Source organism: Pseudoxanthomonas sp. (assembly GCF_051953815.1).
In the GTDB taxonomy this organism is placed as follows: Bacteria; Pseudomonadota; Gammaproteobacteria; order Xanthomonadales; family Xanthomonadaceae; genus Pseudoxanthomonas_A.
Window position 1 is genome coordinate 135316 of the sequence record NZ_JBQCIJ010000022.1, and the last position, 15049, is coordinate 150364.

At 66.3% G+C, this 15049-nt stretch carries 16 protein-coding genes; 10 read left to right on the top strand and 6 right to left on the bottom strand.

Annotated elements, in window-relative coordinates; translation table 11 throughout:
* Positions 1–30: 30 nt before the first annotated feature.
* Genes ACTHN1_RS05925 through asnS form a run of 4 tightly spaced genes read right to left on the bottom strand, consistent with a single transcriptional unit; the run spans position 31 to position 2714 of the window.
* A complete protein-coding gene (locus ACTHN1_RS05925; RefSeq protein ID WP_440470032.1) occupies positions 31–666 on the bottom strand; it encodes an FMN-binding negative transcriptional regulator in 636 nt (211 codons plus the stop codon).
* A 2-nt stretch (positions 667–668) separates the two neighbouring features.
* Positions 669–992, bottom strand: coding sequence for a hypothetical protein (locus ACTHN1_RS05930; RefSeq protein WP_440470033.1), 324 nt, complete (start codon positions 990–992; stop codon positions 669–671).
* A complete protein-coding gene (locus ACTHN1_RS05935) occupies positions 989–1294 on the bottom strand; it encodes a hypothetical protein (protein WP_440470034.1) in 306 nt (101 codons plus the stop codon). Before ACTHN1_RS05935 ends, ACTHN1_RS05930 begins: the two co-directional genes overlap by 4 nt.
* A gap of 19 nt (positions 1295–1313) precedes the next feature.
* Positions 1314–2714: an asparagine--tRNA ligase gene (gene asnS / locus ACTHN1_RS05940; RefSeq protein ID WP_440470035.1), complete on the bottom strand. Its 1401-nt coding sequence runs from the start codon at positions 2712–2714 to the stop codon at positions 1314–1316.
* Positions 2715–2825: 111 nt separating this feature from the next.
* Between asnS and ACTHN1_RS05945 the strand changes: the two genes are divergently transcribed.
* The 10 genes from ACTHN1_RS05945 to ACTHN1_RS05990 all read left to right on the top strand — a co-directional run bounded on the left by ACTHN1_RS05945 (position 2826) and on the right by ACTHN1_RS05990 (position 13345).
* On the top strand, positions 2826–3164 hold the full coding sequence (locus ACTHN1_RS05945; RefSeq protein ID WP_440470036.1) for a HesB/IscA family protein: 339 nt from the start codon (positions 2826–2828) through the stop codon (positions 3162–3164).
* Between the two features lie 78 nt (positions 3165–3242).
* Positions 3243–5006 carry a DUF885 domain-containing protein gene (locus tag ACTHN1_RS05950; RefSeq protein WP_440470037.1) on the top strand — a complete coding sequence of 588 codons (1764 nt, stop codon included), beginning with the start codon at positions 3243–3245 and terminating at the stop codon, positions 5004–5006.
* Between the two features lie 542 nt (positions 5007–5548).
* Positions 5549–5977 (top strand): 30S ribosomal protein S6, encoded by a 429-nt coding sequence (rpsF, locus tag ACTHN1_RS05955; RefSeq protein WP_440470038.1) that lies wholly within the window; start codon positions 5549–5551, stop codon positions 5975–5977.
* An 11-nt stretch (positions 5978–5988) separates the two neighbouring features.
* Positions 5989–6219, top strand: a complete 231-nt coding sequence (gene rpsR, locus ACTHN1_RS05960; protein WP_079726029.1) for a 30S ribosomal protein S18 — start codon at positions 5989–5991, stop codon at positions 6217–6219.
* Positions 6220–6349: 130 nt separating this feature from the next.
* The gene (gene rplI / locus ACTHN1_RS05965) at positions 6350–6799 is read left to right on the top strand and encodes a 50S ribosomal protein L9 (protein WP_440470039.1); all 450 of its coding nucleotides are present in this window, start codon (positions 6350–6352) and stop codon (positions 6797–6799) included.
* Positions 6800–7054: 255 nt separating this feature from the next.
* Positions 7055–8452, top strand: coding sequence for a replicative DNA helicase (locus ACTHN1_RS05970; RefSeq protein ID WP_440470040.1), 1398 nt, complete (start codon positions 7055–7057; stop codon positions 8450–8452).
* A 29-nt stretch (positions 8453–8481) separates the two neighbouring features.
* Positions 8482–9552 (top strand): hypothetical protein, encoded by a 1071-nt coding sequence (locus tag ACTHN1_RS05975; protein ID WP_440470041.1) that lies wholly within the window; start codon positions 8482–8484, stop codon positions 9550–9552.
* A gap of 37 nt (positions 9553–9589) precedes the next feature.
* The gene (locus tag ACTHN1_RS05980; RefSeq protein ID WP_440470082.1) at positions 9590–11005 is read left to right on the top strand and encodes a cryptochrome/photolyase family protein; all 1416 of its coding nucleotides are present in this window, start codon (positions 9590–9592) and stop codon (positions 11003–11005) included.
* 60 nt (positions 11006–11065) lie between these two features.
* A complete protein-coding gene (locus ACTHN1_RS05985) occupies positions 11066–12544 on the top strand; it encodes a WS/DGAT/MGAT family O-acyltransferase (protein ID WP_440470042.1) in 1479 nt (492 codons plus the stop codon).
* A 123-nt stretch (positions 12545–12667) separates the two neighbouring features.
* The gene (locus tag ACTHN1_RS05990; RefSeq protein WP_440470043.1) at positions 12668–13345 is read left to right on the top strand and encodes an OmpA family protein; all 678 of its coding nucleotides are present in this window, start codon (positions 12668–12670) and stop codon (positions 13343–13345) included.
* A 106-nt stretch (positions 13346–13451) separates the two neighbouring features.
* Here ACTHN1_RS05990 and ACTHN1_RS05995 read toward each other — a convergent pair whose 3' ends face one another.
* Both ACTHN1_RS05995 and pip read right to left on the bottom strand, forming a co-directional pair.
* Positions 13452–13937: a DUF7004 family protein gene (locus ACTHN1_RS05995; protein ID WP_440470044.1), complete on the bottom strand. Its 486-nt coding sequence runs from the start codon at positions 13935–13937 to the stop codon at positions 13452–13454.
* 8 nt (positions 13938–13945) lie between these two features.
* Positions 13946–14899, bottom strand: a complete 954-nt coding sequence (gene pip, locus ACTHN1_RS06000; RefSeq protein ID WP_440470045.1) for a prolyl aminopeptidase — start codon at positions 14897–14899, stop codon at positions 13946–13948.
* Positions 14900–15049: the final 150 nt, after the last annotated feature.

Sequence of the window (15049 nt, forward strand, 5' to 3'; positions counted from 1 at the left end):
GAAATGCCGGACCCGCAGTCTACGCCGCTCCTACGGCGAGCGCCGGCGTTCCAGCCGCTCCAGCATCAGCGCCGCGACCTCGTGTGCGTTCGCATCGTCCTGTGCCCGCAGCCCGGCGGCCGCGCCACGCACGTTGGTTTCGGGATGGTTCTGGCTGAGCTTGAACTTGAGTTCCACCCGCTCGGCCTGGAAACGGAAACCGGTGATGCCGCGCAACTGGCCGGCGTGATCCGGGCGCGCGGGCTCGAACCGCCAATCGCTGCCCACCCGCGTTTCGTTGGCCTGGCTCAGGCGATCGACGATGCCGGCGAGCGTGGCGGCATCCTCGGTGGTTTCCAGCGTGCCGTGCAGATGGGCGACCGCGTAGTTCCAGGTCGGCACGCGCGCGGCGCTTTCCTTGTCCGGATACCAGCCCGGCGAGAGATAGGCGTGCGGACCGTGCACGATCAGCAGGGCCGGGCCGGCATGCCGCGCCTGTGGATTCGGCCTGGCCCAGTGGCCTTCGATGACGATGCGTTCCCCGTCGCGCGCGTACAGCACCGGGATGTGGCTGACGAACGGCGCGCCGCCGGCGTCGGTCGTGATCAGGGTGACGAAGGCATCACGGGCGATCAGCCGATCCAGTTCGCGCAGATCCGTCTCGGCGAACGCGCGCGGGGTGTACATCGTCAGGCGCGACCGCCCAGTTGCTGCACCATCAGCGCCGGCAGCGCCTCGTCATCGTCGGCGCGCGGCGGGCTGACCTCGTGCAGCGAGAAGCCGCGCTGCAGGGCGTCTTCCTCGTCCAGTCCGTCGTAGGCGACGAATTCGGCATCGAACAATGCGCCTCGGGCGCTGTCCTCGCTGTCGTAGGTCAGGGTGTTGCCGTCGCTGTCCAGCACCTGCGCGGTGCCGGCTTCCAGCACCCGCAGGCGAGCCCAGATCAAGGTCCGGCCAAGCGAGGCCACGTACCAGGCGTCATGGACCGCGTCGTCATGGATCGCATCGTTCATTTGATCACCAGCGAGAACAGCGTGAGCAGCCCCGACGACGCCAGGGCGATGAAGATCACCAGCAGCGAGATGCGCGCCGGCGCGGCCAGGCCGCTCAGCGAGCCGTCCCGCAGCGACCGGTAGCCGCGCGCCAGCAGCCAGCGCAGCGCGACCGGCTTGAGGAACGCGCCTTCGCCCCACTGCGCGCCGAGCGCGGCATGGCGGTCGCGGATGTGCACCAGCGTGAGCGGCCAGAAGATCACGAACGCGCAGAAGCCGGCGATGGCGACGCCGACGAAGCACAGGGCGAAGAACAGGAGCATCGTTGCAATCCGCTCCGGTTCAGAACTCGGCGCTGCCGGGCGCGCGCGGGTAGGGGATGGCGTCGCGGATGTTGCTCAGTCCGCAGACGTACACCACCAGGCGCTCGAAGCCCAGGCCGAAACCGGCGTGCGGCACCGTGCCGTAGCGGCGGAAGTCGCGGTACCAGCCGTAGTGCGCCGGATCCAGGCCGAACTGCGCCATGCGCGCGTCCAGAACGTCCAGGCGCTCTTCACGCTGGCTGCCGCCGATGATCTCGCCGATGCCCGGGGCCAGCACGTCCATCGCCGCGACGGTCCTGCCGTCGTCGTTCAGGCGCATGTAGAAGGCCTTGATGTGCTCGGGATAGTTCATCACCACCACCGGACGGCCGACGTGCTGCTCGGTCAGCCAGCGCTCGTGCTCGGTCTGCAGATCCAGGCCCCATTCGACCGGGAAGTCAAACTTCTTGCCGGACTTCTGCAGCAGGCCGATGGCATCGGTGTAGTCGATGCGCTCGAACGGCGCGTTGATGAAGGTCTCCAGGCGGGTGATCGCGTCGGGCTGCACGCGTTCGGCGATGAACGCCATGTCGTCGCCGCGCTCGTCCAGCACCGCGCGGAACAGGTACTTGAGGAAATCCTCGGCCAGGTCCGCGTCGGCGGCCAGATCGGCGAACGCGATCTCCGGCTCGATCATCCAGAACTCGGCCAGGTGGCGGGTGGTGTTGCTGTTCTCGGCGCGGAAAGTCGGACCGAAGGTGTAGACCTTGCTCAGCGACAGGCAATAGGCCTCGACGTTGAGCTGGCCGGACACGGTCAGGAAGGTTTCCTTGCCGAAGAAGTCGCGCGAGAAATCCACCGCGCCCTTGCCGTCGCGGGGCAGGTTGGCCATGTCCAGGGTCGAGACGCGGAACATCTGGCCGGCGCCCTCGGCGTCGGAGGTGGTGATGATCGGCGTGCTGATCCAGTAGAAGCCGCGTTCGTGGAAGAACCGGTGGACGGCCTGGGCCAGGCAGTTGCGGATGCGGGTGACCGCGCCGAACAGGTTGGTGCGCGGGCGCAGATGGGCGACTTCGCGCAGGAACTCCAGCGAGTGCGCCTTGGGCTGGATCGGGTAGGTCTCCGGATCCTCCACCCAGCCAATGACCTCGATCCGGCTGGCCTGGATTTCAAAGCTCTGGCCTTGGCCCTGCGAGGGCACCAGGGTGCCGGTGGCGATCACCGCGCAACCGGCGGTCAGGCGCTTGATTTCGGATTCGTAGTTGTCCAGTTCGCTGGGCGCGACCACCTGGATGGCGGCGAAGCAGGAGCCGTCGCTGACATTCACGAAGGACAGGCCCGCCTTGGAATCGCGCCGCGTGCGCACCCAGCCGCGTACCGTGACTTCGCCGCCGGCCGGGATCTTGCCCGCCAGCGCATGTTCGACGCTCACCACCGTCATGACTTGAATCCTTCCGTAACAGGACTATTTATGGAACGGTGGAGTTTACCGGAGCGGCGGGCCGAACGCCCTGCCCACGGCCTATAATCGACATCCCGCCTGGAGGAACGCATGGCCATCACCCTGACCCCCGTCGCCCTGGAACGCGTGCAGCGTTTCGTCGCGCAGACCCCGGGCGCGCTGGGCCTGCGCTTCGGCGTCACCCGCACCGGCTGTTCCGGCTGGGGCCATATCGCCGATCTGGCCCGCGACGAGCGCGAGGGCGACACCGTGTTCGAATTCGGCGGCGTCCGCATCTACGTCGATGCCCAGAGCCTGGCGCTGGTGGACGGCACCGAAATCGACTTCGCCAAGCAGGGCCTGGGCGAGACCTTCCTGTTCCGCAATCCCAACGCCACCGCCGAATGCGGCTGCGGCGAGAGCTTCACCACCCAGGCCGACGCCGCCTGAGGTCCACGCCCGTCCCGGCACTGCCGGCTGGCCGGGGCAGACGTTAAGCTTCCGGGCTTTCCGCACCGGGAAGGCTCGATGTTCCGTTCACTGATGCTGGCCGCGCTGGTGGCCGCCACCGTCTGCGCGCCGCTGCGCGCGCAGACCGCCACCGACAAACATGCCGCACTGGAAGCGCTGTTCGCGGCCGAATGGGAGCGGGGCCTGCGCGAGAGCCCGGAGAATGCCAGCTACAACGGCGACAACCGCTACAACGACCGCTGGAGCGATCGCAGCCTGGAGGCCATCGCCCGCGGCGAGGCCAGTGACCGGGCCGCGCTGGAGAAGCTGCGCGCGATCGGTCGCGACGGCCTGTCGCCGGCCGACCAGCTCAACTACGACACCTTCGAGTGGAACCTGCAGCAGGCAGTGTCGCGCCAGCGCTTCAAGGAATACCTGCAACCCATCGGCCACCAGGGCGGCGTGCAACTGGCCGACGGCATGGCCGAAGTGGTGCCGTTCGCCAGCACGCAGGACTACCGCAACTGGATCGCCCGCCTGCGTGGCCTGGACACGCTGATCGACCAGACCCTGCTGCTGATGCAGCGGGGCGTGGCCGAAGGCTACCTGCCGCCGAAGGTGCTGATGCAGCGGGTGCCGGCGCAGATTGCCGCGCAGATCGTCGAGGACCCGGCCAGGAGTCCGTTCTACCGGCCGTTCCTGAAGTTCGCCGACGGCGTGCCGGAAGCCGACCGGGCCGGATTGCGCCAGGAAGCCCAGCAGGTCATCCGCGAGCGGGTGGTGCCTGCGTATCGCAAGCTGCAGGCCTATTTCGACCAGACCTACCTGCCGGCCAGCCGCGCCAGCATCGCCGCCACGGATCTGCCGGACGGGCAGGATTTCTATGCGGCGATGGCCGCCTATTACACGACCACGCCGCTGACCCCGCAGCAGATCCATGCGATCGGCCTGAAGGAGGTCGCGCGCATCCGCGCCGAGATGGAGAAGATCAAGGCCCAGGTCGGCTTCCAGGGTGATCTGCATGCCTTCTTCGATCACCTGCGCAGCGATCCGAAGTACTTCCACAAGACCCCGGCCGAGCTGCTGGAGGCCTATCAGGCGCTCTCCAAGCGGATCGACCCGGAACTGGTCAAAGCCTTCCACACCATCCCGCGGCTGCCCTACGGCGTGCGCCCGATCCCGGACAACGCCGCGCCCGACACCACCACCGCCTATTACCAGCCCGGCGCCGCCGACGGCAGTCGGGCGGGGTACTACTACGTCAACCTGTACAAGCCGGAGACCCGGCCGAAGTGGGAAATGATGGCGCTGTCGCTGCACGAGGCGGTGCCCGGCCATCACTTCCAGATGGCGCGCGGCATCGAACTGCCCGACCTGCCGATGTTCCGCAAGACCGCCTATTTCGTCGCCTACGGCGAGGGCTGGGGCCTGTATGCCGAACGCCTGGGCTACGACATGGGCCTGTACGACGATCCCTACGACCGTTTCGGCCAGCTGACCTACGACATGTGGCGGGCGGTACGGCTGGTGGTCGATACCGGCATGCATTCGATGGGCTGGAGCCGGGAGAAGGCCATCGCCTACTTCAAGGACAACGCCGCCAAGACCGATCAGGACATCGTCAACGAGATCGATCGCTATATCGCCTGGCCGGGACAGGCGCTGGCCTACAAGATCGGCCAGCTGAAGATCTCCGAGCTGCGCGAGCGCTCGGCCAAGGCGCTGGGGCCGAAGTTCGACCTGCGGGCCTTCAACGACGAAGTGCTCAACACCGGCTCGGTCCCGCTGGAAGCCCTGGAGAAGCGCATCGACGCCTGGATCCTGGAGCAGAAGGGGCGCTGAGGCTGGAAAGGCGCGAGGCACGTTTCGGTCGTTGTTTCTCGAGAATGTCGTGTCGGATGCCTGTGCCTCCGGCATCCGAGCCGCCGGGGGAGACCCCGGCAGAGCCGGAATGGCTTCCGGCGCTCGCCGGGACGGCGGTTCCACGACGTTGCCGGAGGGGGGCAACGGACCGGCGTCCAGGAAGCGACCGTCAGCACCATCGTCGTCCCGGCGAACGCTGGGACCCATTTCCGCGACGACGTCTAAAAACGTGCGGAAATTATTGAAAATCAGATGGTTGCAGGATATTTCTGATCTGCTTCAAAGGTAATGCGAAGACAGGGACCAACCCGGAACGCCGCGCCCCGGGCCGGCGACACCCCGTCCTCAGCCATCCACTCCCGCCCATTTGCCTGCAAGTCATTGACCTGCCATAATTTCGGGCTCCCCGCCGCTCGTCGAGACGGCGGGGTCCTTGCTCCACCGCGTCCGCCCGGACGTCGGGGAGCTGTCCCGCCCGGCGCCGCGAGGCCGCCGGGCTTACATCCGAAAGGTAAACAACGATGCGTCACTATGAAGTCGTGTTCCTGGTCCACCCGGACCAGAGCGAGCAGGTGCCGGCGATGATCGAGCGCTACAAGGGCTTGATCGAGAACGGCAACGGCAAGATCCACCGCCTGGAAGACTGGGGCCGCCGCCAGCTGGCCTACCCGATCCAGAACCTGGTGAAGGCCCACTACGTCCTGCTCAACATCGAGGCCGACCAGGCCGTGCTGAACGAGCTGGTCGAAACCTTCCGTTTCAACGACGCGATCCTGCGTCACCTGGTGATCAAGCGCGATGGCGCCGACACCGAACAGTCCCTGATCATGAAGAACAAGGACGAGAAGGGCGAGAAGGCCGAGCGTGGTGAGCGCCGCCGTCGCGACGATGAAGAAGGCGAGAGCACCGAAGCTGCCGCCGACTCCTCCGACAACGCTGAAGCCGCTTAAGGAGCACACCCATGTCCAAGTTCTTCCGTCGCCGCAAGTTCTGCAAGTTCACGGCCGAAGGTGTGAAGGAGATCGACTACAAGGATCTCAACACCCTGCGCCAGTACCTGACCGAGACCGGCAAGATCGTCCCGAGCCGCGTCACCGGCACCAAGTCCCGCTACCAGCGTCAGCTGGCCACGGCGGTCAAGCGCGCGCGTTTTCTGGCGCTGATCCCGTACACGGACAACCACGACGTGTAAGCGTCGATGACCGGACGCCCAGGCGCCCGGTCACCGTGAGCCTTCCCGGAAGGGGAGGTTCTTTCTTCACTGTCATTCGGACAGCCCACGCTGCGGGCCAGCCGCCCGCTAACGAATACGGAGCAATACGATGGAACTGATTCTTCTGCAGAAAGTGACCAACCTCGGCGTCCTCGGCGACAAGGTCAACGTGAAGCCCGGCTACGGCCGCAACTACCTGGTGCCGCAGGGCAAGGCCGTGCCGGCGACCGCCGCCAACCTGGCCGAGTTCGAAGCCAAGCGCGCCGAGTACGAAGCCAAGGCCAAGGCCGTGCATGACGACGCCGAAGGCCGCCGCGCCAAGCTGGAAGGCGCCAGCGTGACCATCAAGGCCAACGCCTCGACCGAAGGCAAGCTGTTCGGTTCGGTGGGCCCGCGCGATATCGCCGACGCCTTCACCGCCGCCGGCCTGCCGCTGGAAAAGAGCGAAGTGGTGATGGGCGAAGGCCCGATCCGCAATATCGGCGAGTTCGAAGTCATCGCCAAGCTGCACGCCGACGTCGAAACCACCGTCAAGGTGGTGGTCGAAGCCGAAGCCTGATAACCCGGGCCGTGCCGCACCGGAACGGGCGCCTCGCGGCGCCCGTTTCCGTTTGTACCCTCTGCATCTTCCCGGCCATCGCGCGGACGCGATGCCGTCCGTCGGTGCGTCGCATCCGGTGTCGAGGGTGTCTCAGCCGCTGAGATGCCCACCGGTTATCCACATGGTTATCTGCAACCACCCGCCGGTGGAGCGACTACCATGGCCAATCCCGTTCCGTTCGCCCCGCATCGGCCACAGGAGTCCGTCGCCCCCATGTCCGCCCGCCCAGGTTTCCGCAACGACCCGCAGGATGCGCGAATCGAACAGTTGCGGGTGCCGCCGCATTCGGTGGAGGCGGAGCAGGCGGTGCTGGGCGGCCTGATGCTGGCGCCGGAAGCCTACGACCGCATCAACGACAAGCTCACCGACAAGGATTTCTACCGGCGCGATCACCAGCTGATCTACCGCGCCATCAGCGAACTGGCCGAACGCAGCCGTCCGTACGATGCGGTGACCCTGGGCGAATGGTTCGAATCGCAGGGGCATCTGGAACAGGTCGCCGGCGGCGCCTATCTGATCGAGCTGGCCAGCAGCACGCCATCGGCGGCCAACATCGTCGCCTACGCGGAAATCGTCCGTGACAAGGCGGTGATGCGCCAGCTGATCGACGTCGGCACCGACATCGTCAACGACGCCTTCCAGCCCGAGGGCAAGGAAAGCGCGGAACTGCTGGCGGTGGCCGAGCAGAAGGTATTCGCCATCGCCGAGGCGGGCGCGCGCGGGCGCACCGACTTCGTCGGCATGAACTCGGCGCTGAAGGATGCCTTCGAGGTCCTGCAGAACCGCTTCGAGAACGGCGGCAACGTCACCGGCCTGCCGACCGGCTATACCGATTTCGATCAGATGACCGCCGGCCTGCAGCCGACCGACCTGATCATCCTGGCCGCGCGTCCGGCCATGGGCAAGACCACCTTCGCGCTCAACATCGCCGAGTTCGCCGCCATCAAGTCCAAGAAGGCGGTGGCGGTGTTCTCGATGGAAATGTCGGCCGCGCAGCTGGCGTTGCGCCTGATTTCCTCGAATGGCCGCATCAACGCCACCCGCTTGCGCACCGGCCAGTTGGAAGACGAGGACTGGAGCCGCGTCACCAGCGCGATCCGGATGCTCAAGGAAACCAAGATCTTCATCGACGACACGCCCGGCCTGTCGCCGGAGGTGCTGCGCTCCAAGTCCCGCCGGCTCAAGCGCGAGCACGATCTGGGCCTGGTGGTGATCGACTACCTACAGCTGATGTCGGTGCCCGGCAACAGCGAGAACCGCGCTACCGAAATCTCGGAGATATCGCGTTCGCTCAAGGGCCTGGCCAAGGAGCTGAACGTGCCGGTGATCGCGCTGTCCCAGCTCAACCGCTCGCTGGAAACGCGAACCGACAAGCGCCCGGTCATGGCCGACCTGCGCGAATCGGGCGCCATCGAGCAGGACGCGGACATGATCGTGTTCATCTACCGCGACGACTATTACAACAAGGAAAACTCGCCGGACAAGGGCCTGGCCGAAATCATCATCGGCAAGCAGCGTAGCGGCCCGACCGGCTCGTGCAAGCTGAAGTTCTTCGGCGAGTACACCCGCTTCGACAATCTGTCGCACGACTCCATCGGCAGCTTCGAGTAAGGACACACGCCACGAAAGGGAGTTTGACCATGCGTAGCCTGTTGTTGCTTCTTGGCCTGTTTGTTTCGTACCAGGTATCGGCAGGTGGCCCCAGGGGGCTGTTCGTGCAGGTGGCCAGCGTGCCGACCGGGGCGGAGGCATGGAAGGCACGGAAATGGTTCGAAGCGGTTTGCCAACATCACCGTATGCCCGGTACCGCCGACTACATCTACGACCTGGTCCTTTCCGATACGGGAGACGCCAATGGTGACCTGTATGTGGCGCAGCTGGATCTGGTCGATGATTACTTCCATTGCTTCGACAATGTATTCATGGGCACCGTGGATCTGCCCTGGCCGGGGGAGTCCGCTGGTCAATCCCGTTATCTCCACGGAATCATGGATAGCGGGTATCGGTGGGACAACATTCTCCTGTCCAGGAAAATCGCGGATGCGCTGATAGCCCGGTATCCGACGCTCCCATTTCATTGGTACCTGACGTTGGAGGCGAACCTCAACTATTTCACGGGTTCCAACGTCGGAGGAACCAGCTACAGCGGTGCGCAGATCAGGGAAGCATATAAGGCGTATATCCTGCAGTTGTCCGGGGATTTGTACCAGAAGCGTGCGGGCGCGGTGCTCTGGTCGCCGGCATTCTGGAGTCCATGGTCAACACTGGATTCCACTACACGCAGTAGCCTGGCGGCCTCGATTTCCAATCTTCTGCACGCGACGCCACGATTGACGTGGCTGCACTTTCAGGACTTTATCGGACAGGGTTCCGACGTCCGTTGCACTGCGACCAACGTCTGTTCTCCTTGGCAGAAGCCAACCTACACGTTCACTTGCAACGATGCGGTCGGTTATCACGGATTGTTGGCGGCCGCCGTGCCTACGACGGTGATCAGCTTGGCCGTCAACCAGGAAATGTTCATTGTGGGAACAGACAGCAGCGATGCGTTCAAGGCGATGTTTCCCGCAGATCCCGTGGAGTTGGACGCGCGACAGCAATGCTATGCACAGCATGGTGTGCCCATCGGAACGTCCTGGGAGATCAGATGGTGGTACTTGGCACGCTATGGTGTCCTGACCGCGAATGTCGCATACCCGGCGTCGCCATGACACAGGCCGTGTGATGGAGCGCCAGCAGCGAATGAATCTGCCGATCGCCCTCGTCTGGTTTCGCAACGATCTGCGCCTGGATGACAATCCGGCGCTGCGGATGGCGCTGGAAGAGGGCTACACGCCGTTGCCGGTCTACATCCATGCGCCTGAAGAAGAGGGAGGGTGGGCGCCGGGTGCCGCATCGGATGCCTGGCGCCATCGGTCCCTGCAGGCGCTGGACGCCGATCTGCGTTCGCGGGGATCGATGCTGCATCTGCGCGGGGGGCCGACCGCGGCCGCGCTGCGTGATCTCCTGCATGAGAGCGGCGCACGGGCGGTGTTCTGGAACCGCAAGTACGAACCCGCGACCCAGCCGCGCGACGCCGCGCTGAAGAAGCAGTTGCGTGAGCAGGGATTGCGGGTGGAAAGCGCGAACGGCAGCCTGCTCTTCGAGCCGTGGGATCTGGCGACCGGGCAGAGCACGCCGTACCGGGTGTTCACGCCGTTCTGGCGTGCGGCGCGCGCGCGTTGGCGGCTGCCGTCGTGCTGGCGGGCACCCGCGCGCCTGCCGGCCTGCGATGTCGCCGCGCCGGTGCCGCTGTCCTCGCTGGGGCTGGCGCCGAAGCCGGATTGGGATCGCGGCTTCTGGGACGCCTGGCGGCCGGGCGAGGCAGGCGCCCGCGAAACGCTGGAGATTTTCATCGACGGCGCCCTGCGCGGTTATCGCGAGGATCGGGACCGCCCGGATCGCGTGGGCACCTCGCGGCTCTCCCCGCACCTGCATTTCGGCGAGATCGCGCCGTGGCGCGTGGCCGCCGCGCTGGAGCAGGCGCGCAACGCGGCCAACGCCGCCGAAGTGGAGGCATTCCTGCGCGAACTGGGCTGGCGCGAGTTCGCCTGGCACCTGCTGCATCACTTCCCGCACACCACCGACCGCAACCTCAATCCGCGTTTCGACGGCTTCGCTTGGGCGAAGCCCGGTGCCGGCGTTCTGGATGCCTGGCAGCGGGGACGGACCGGTGTGCCGATCGTCGACGCCGGCCTGCGCGAACTGTGGGCGACCGGCTACATGCACAACCGGGTGCGGATGATCGTGGCGAGCTTCCTCACCAAGCACCTGCGTGTGCATTGGTCGCACGGAGCGCGCTGGTTCTGGGACACGCTGGTCGACGCCGATCTGGCCAACAACACCCTGGGCTGGCAGTGGACCGCGGGCACCGGCGCCGACGCCGCGCCTTACTTCCGGGTATTCAATCCGGTCACCCAGGCGCGCCGGTTCGACCCGCAGGGCGAGTACATCGCCCGCTGGGTGCCGGAACTGCGCGGGTTGCCTGCGACCGCGCGGTTCGCGCCGTGGGAATCGCCGGCGCTGGCCGCGCGGCTCGCGCCCGGCTATCCCGCCTCGCCGATGGTGGACCTGGCCGCAGGGCGCGAAGCGGCGCTGGCCGCCTACCGGAACAGCGGCGGCTGAGCGCGCGTTGACGCCTTTCGTGGCCGCATGCTTCACTCGATGCACGGAAGGGAGGGCAGCATGGCGACGAAGAAGGGGCCGGGCAAGCCACGGCGCGAACCGATGTCGCGGGTCGATACCGCCTGGCTGCGGATGTGCCGGCCGACCAATCCGATGATGATTACCGGCGTGTTGATGTTCGACGAGCCGATGACGCTGGAACGGCTCAAGGATGTCGTGCGCAGGCGTTTCCTCGCCTATCCGCGTTTCCGCCAGAAGGCCGTGGACACCGCCGCCGGCGCCGCCTGGGTGGAAGACACCGATTTCGACATCGACTGGCATGTGCGGTTGTCGGCGCTGCCCGGGCGCAGTGATCCCACCTCGGAGAAGCGCGCGCTGGAGCGTTTTGTCAGCCAGATGGCGTCCACGCCGCTGGACAAGACCAAGCCGCTCTGGCAATTCCATCTGGTCGAACGCTATCGCGGCGGCTCGGCGCTGGTGGCGCGCATCCATCACAGCTACGCCGATGGCATCGCGCTGGTGCAGGTGCTGCTGTCGCTGACCGACACCACCCGCAAGCCGGAGCGCAGCAGCGAACTGCGCGCGGCCTGGCTCAAGCAGGATGGCGTGGAAGTGGTGCGCCGGGTCGGCGCCATCGACCGCTACGTCAAGCTGGGCGGCAAGATGCTCGGCAAGGGCATGGAGATGTACCGGGATCCGAGCCTGGCGACGATGCTGGCGAAAGAGGGCGGCGAAATCGGCCGCGAATTGCTGTCGGCGCTGGCGCTGTCGGATGATCCGCCCACGTTGCTGCGGGGACCGCTGGGGGTGAGCAAGCGGGTGGCCTGGGCCGAGCCGCTGGATCTGGAAGAGGTCAAGGCGGTGGGGCGTGCCTGCGATTGCACCGTCAACGATGTCCTGATGGCCACCGCGGCCGGCGCGCTGCGCAGCTATCTGATCGAGCGCGGCGAAGACGTCGACGGGGTGACCCTGCGTGCGACGGTGCCGGTCAACCTGCGGCCGCTGGAACACGCGCGCAAGCTGGGCAACCACTTCGGTCTGGTGTTCCTGGATCTGCCGGTCGGCGAGGCCAATCCGATCCGCCGGGTGGAACGGGTCGCCAATTGCATGAACACGCTCAAGAACTCGCGACAGGCGATTGTCGCGTTCGGGCTCCTGGCCGCGCTCGGGATGGCGCCGGGGGCCCTGCAGGGCGTCGCGCTGGAACTCTTCAGCCGCAAGGCCACCGCCGTGGCCACCAACGTGCCCGGACCGCAGCAGCCGCTGTACATGGGCGGCAGCCGGGTCCGCGACATGATGTTCTGGGTGCCGCAGACCGGCTCCATCGGCATCGGCGTGTCCATCCTCAGCTACAACGGCCGCGTCCACTTCGGCCTGATTGCCGACGCCAAGCTCGTGCCGGATCCCGACGCGGTGATTCGCCGCTTTGGTCCGGAGTTCGAGAAACTGCTGTACCTGGCCCTGATGGGGAACTGGGATTACACCCTCGATGCCGGCGCGGCGGAGTCGTTGCTGGAGGAAACCCCGCTGGCAAGCTGAACAGGAAGGCGCATGCTTTTCCGGATCTTCACGGGGCTTTAGCTATCAGACAGAAGGGAGCCGGTATTTTTGCCGGCGCTGAATGATTGCCGGGATGCGTTCCCACTCGACGAGGAGAAGTCCATGAACAAGTACGCCGTCAAGACCACGCTCATCGCGCTTGGCGCCGCGGTGATGTTGAGTTCCTGCGCCAGCTATACCGGCCAGACCAACGATCCCAATGATCCCAACCGTACCCGCACCGGCGCGCTGATCGGCGCCGGCATCGGCGCGGCGGTCGGCCTGCTCAGCGGCAAGGACGCGACCGATCGTCGCCAGCGCGCGCTGATTGGCGCGGGTGTCGGCGGCCTGGCGGGTGGTTCGATTGGCGCCTACCAGGATCGCCAGGAAGCGGAACTGCGCCGCCAGACCGCGGGCACCGGCATCGACGTCAGCCGCGATGGCGACGTGATCAAGCTCAACCTGCCGGACGGGGTGACCTTCGATTTCGGCAAGGCGGAGCTGAAGCCGCAGTTCTATCCGGCGCTCAACAATGTCGCCCGCACCCTGTCCGAGTACAACCAGACCATCGTGGAAGTGACCGGCCACACCGACAGCATCGGCAGCGACGCGGTCAACCAGCGCCTGTCCGAACAGCGCGCGTCGGCGGTCGGCAATTACCTGATCGGCCAGGGCGTGCTGCGCGAGCGTTTCGAGATCGTCGGCATGGGCAAGCGCTATCCGATTGCCAGCAACGACACCGATTCCGGCCGCGCGCTCAACCGCCGGGTCGAGATCCGGGTGCTGCCGGTGCGCTCCTGAGCATCGCGACATCCAGGCAGTGAACAGAAAGGGCCGCGTCAGCGGCCCTTTCCGTTTGTACGTGTTCTTGCGCCGTCCTGTGCGTCTTCGTGCACCCACAGGAGCATCAGAAGCCCCGCCGCCGACATTCCCCATCCAGCCGCCGGGCGTCGATATTGCGGCTGTAGTTCGCCGCGTCCGTCGCGGGCATGCCTTCGATCAGCGCCTGGTACATGCCCAGCCGCTTGATGCGTCGGCCCAGTGGACCATTGACCTTGTTTTCCTCGGCCACCATGCCGGCGTAGAGGATGGTGAACAGTTGATCCACCCGCAGCGCGTCTTCGCCATAGGCGGCGGACAGGCCGGTGATCCAGGCCAGCACGGCGGGACTGGCCTGCGGGCCGGTGCGGTCGTAGACACGCACGAAATCCTCGTACAGGCGGTAGGCGCCGTGGCGCGCCGCCAGCGCCTGCAATTCGCCGAAGTACCATGCGTCGCGCGGCGCGAAGCGGGGTTCGCCCGGCGGCGTCAGGTAGACGCACCAGTCGTCGAACTGGCCGCGATCGAATTCAATCAGCGCGCCGTCGGCCAGCGTCTTGAAATGCCGGCGCATGCCGCGGCTCAGGCGAACCGGTCGGCCAGCGCGTCGGTGGCCTGCACCAACGCGTCGACAATGGCCGGATCCGCGGCGCTGTGCCCGGCCAGCACCACCCGCAGATCCGCTTCCGGCCAGGCCCGCGCCAGGTCATGGGCGCTCTTCATCGGGCAGATGATGTCGTAGCGGCCGTGCACGATGGTGGAAGGAATGTGGCGGATGCGGTCGATGCCGCGCAGCAACTGATCCGGTTCCAGGAACACGTTGTGGCGGAAGTAGTGCGCTTCGGCGCGGGCGACGCTGACGGCGACCTTCGGATCCTCGAAGTTGCCGGCTTCCTCCGGATCGTGGATCAAGGTGGTGCTGCCGCCTTCCCAGTTGCTCCAGGCGCGCGCGGCCGCCAGCCGGACCTGCGGATCCGGGCTGTCCAGGCGTCGCCAGTAGGCTTCGACCATCTCGCCGCGTTCGGCTTCCGGAATATGGGCCAGGTAATGGTCCCAGCGCTCGGGAAAGATCCAGCGCGCGCCGCCGTCGAGTTCATTGAACCAGCGCAGCTCGCCCGGGCGGCCCAGGAAGATGCCGCGCAGCACCAGTCCGAGCACGCGTTGCGGATGCGCCTGCGCATAGGCCAGCGAGAGCGTGGAACCCCAGGAGCCGCCGAACACCACCCATTGTTCGATGCCGAAGTGCCCGCGGATCCGCTCGATGTCGGCGACCAGGTGCCAGGTGGTGTTGTCGCGCAGCTCGGCCGGCGGGGTCGAACGGCCCGCGCCGCGCTGATCGAACAGCACGATGCGGTAGCGCGCCGGATCGAAGAAGCGCCGATGGTAGGCCGACAGGCCGGCGCCGGGGCCGCCATGCAGGAACAGCACCGGCAGGCCGTCCGGATTGCCGCATTCCTCGATGTACAGCGTGTGCAGGTCATCCACCGCCAGCCGGTGGGTGCGATAGGGCTCGATTTCGGGATACAGCTCGCGCACGTGCGTCGTCCTTCCGTTTGGGCGAAGGATAGCGCAGCCCCGTCATCGACTCCGGCCCTAGCTGAATTTCCCTGCCTGTCAACCCGTTTCGCGCACGGTCCGGGGTTGCCACAATCGGCATCCCACCCGGACCACCGGGTCATTTCCGAC

Excerpts from the sequence above, each read along its gene's own strand:
- ACTHN1_RS05945 (WP_440470036.1), top strand. The coding sequence starts at position 2,826 with ATGGCCATCACCCTGACCCCCGTCGCCCTGGAACGCGTGCAGCGTTTC.
- ACTHN1_RS05930 (WP_440470033.1), bottom strand. The coding sequence starts at position 992 with ATGAACGATGCGATCCATGACGACGCGGTCCATGACGCCTGGTACGTG.
- ACTHN1_RS05925 (WP_440470032.1), bottom strand. The coding sequence starts at position 666 with ATGTACACCCCGCGCGCGTTCGCCGAGACGGATCTGCGCGAACTGGAT.
- rplI (WP_440470039.1), top strand. The coding sequence starts at position 6,350 with ATGGAACTGATTCTTCTGCAGAAAGTGACCAACCTCGGCGTCCTCGGC.
- ACTHN1_RS05935 (WP_440470034.1), bottom strand. The coding sequence starts at position 1,294 with ATGCTCCTGTTCTTCGCCCTGTGCTTCGTCGGCGTCGCCATCGCCGGC.
- ACTHN1_RS05975 (WP_440470041.1), top strand. The coding sequence starts at position 8,482 with ATGCGTAGCCTGTTGTTGCTTCTTGGCCTGTTTGTTTCGTACCAGGTA.
- ACTHN1_RS05995 (WP_440470044.1), bottom strand. The coding sequence starts at position 13,937 with ATGCGCCGGCATTTCAAGACGCTGGCCGACGGCGCGCTGATTGAATTC.
- rpsR (WP_079726029.1), top strand. The coding sequence starts at position 5,989 with ATGTCCAAGTTCTTCCGTCGCCGCAAGTTCTGCAAGTTCACGGCCGAA.
- ACTHN1_RS05990 (WP_440470043.1), top strand. The coding sequence starts at position 12,668 with ATGAACAAGTACGCCGTCAAGACCACGCTCATCGCGCTTGGCGCCGCG.
- ACTHN1_RS05970 (WP_440470040.1), top strand. The coding sequence starts at position 7,055 with ATGTCCGCCCGCCCAGGTTTCCGCAACGACCCGCAGGATGCGCGAATC.
- ACTHN1_RS05985 (WP_440470042.1), top strand. The coding sequence starts at position 11,066 with ATGGCGACGAAGAAGGGGCCGGGCAAGCCACGGCGCGAACCGATGTCG.
- rpsF (WP_440470038.1), top strand. The coding sequence starts at position 5,549 with ATGCGTCACTATGAAGTCGTGTTCCTGGTCCACCCGGACCAGAGCGAG.
- ACTHN1_RS05950 (WP_440470037.1), top strand. The coding sequence starts at position 3,243 with ATGTTCCGTTCACTGATGCTGGCCGCGCTGGTGGCCGCCACCGTCTGC.
- asnS (WP_440470035.1), bottom strand. The coding sequence starts at position 2,714 with ATGACGGTGGTGAGCGTCGAACATGCGCTGGCGGGCAAGATCCCGGCC.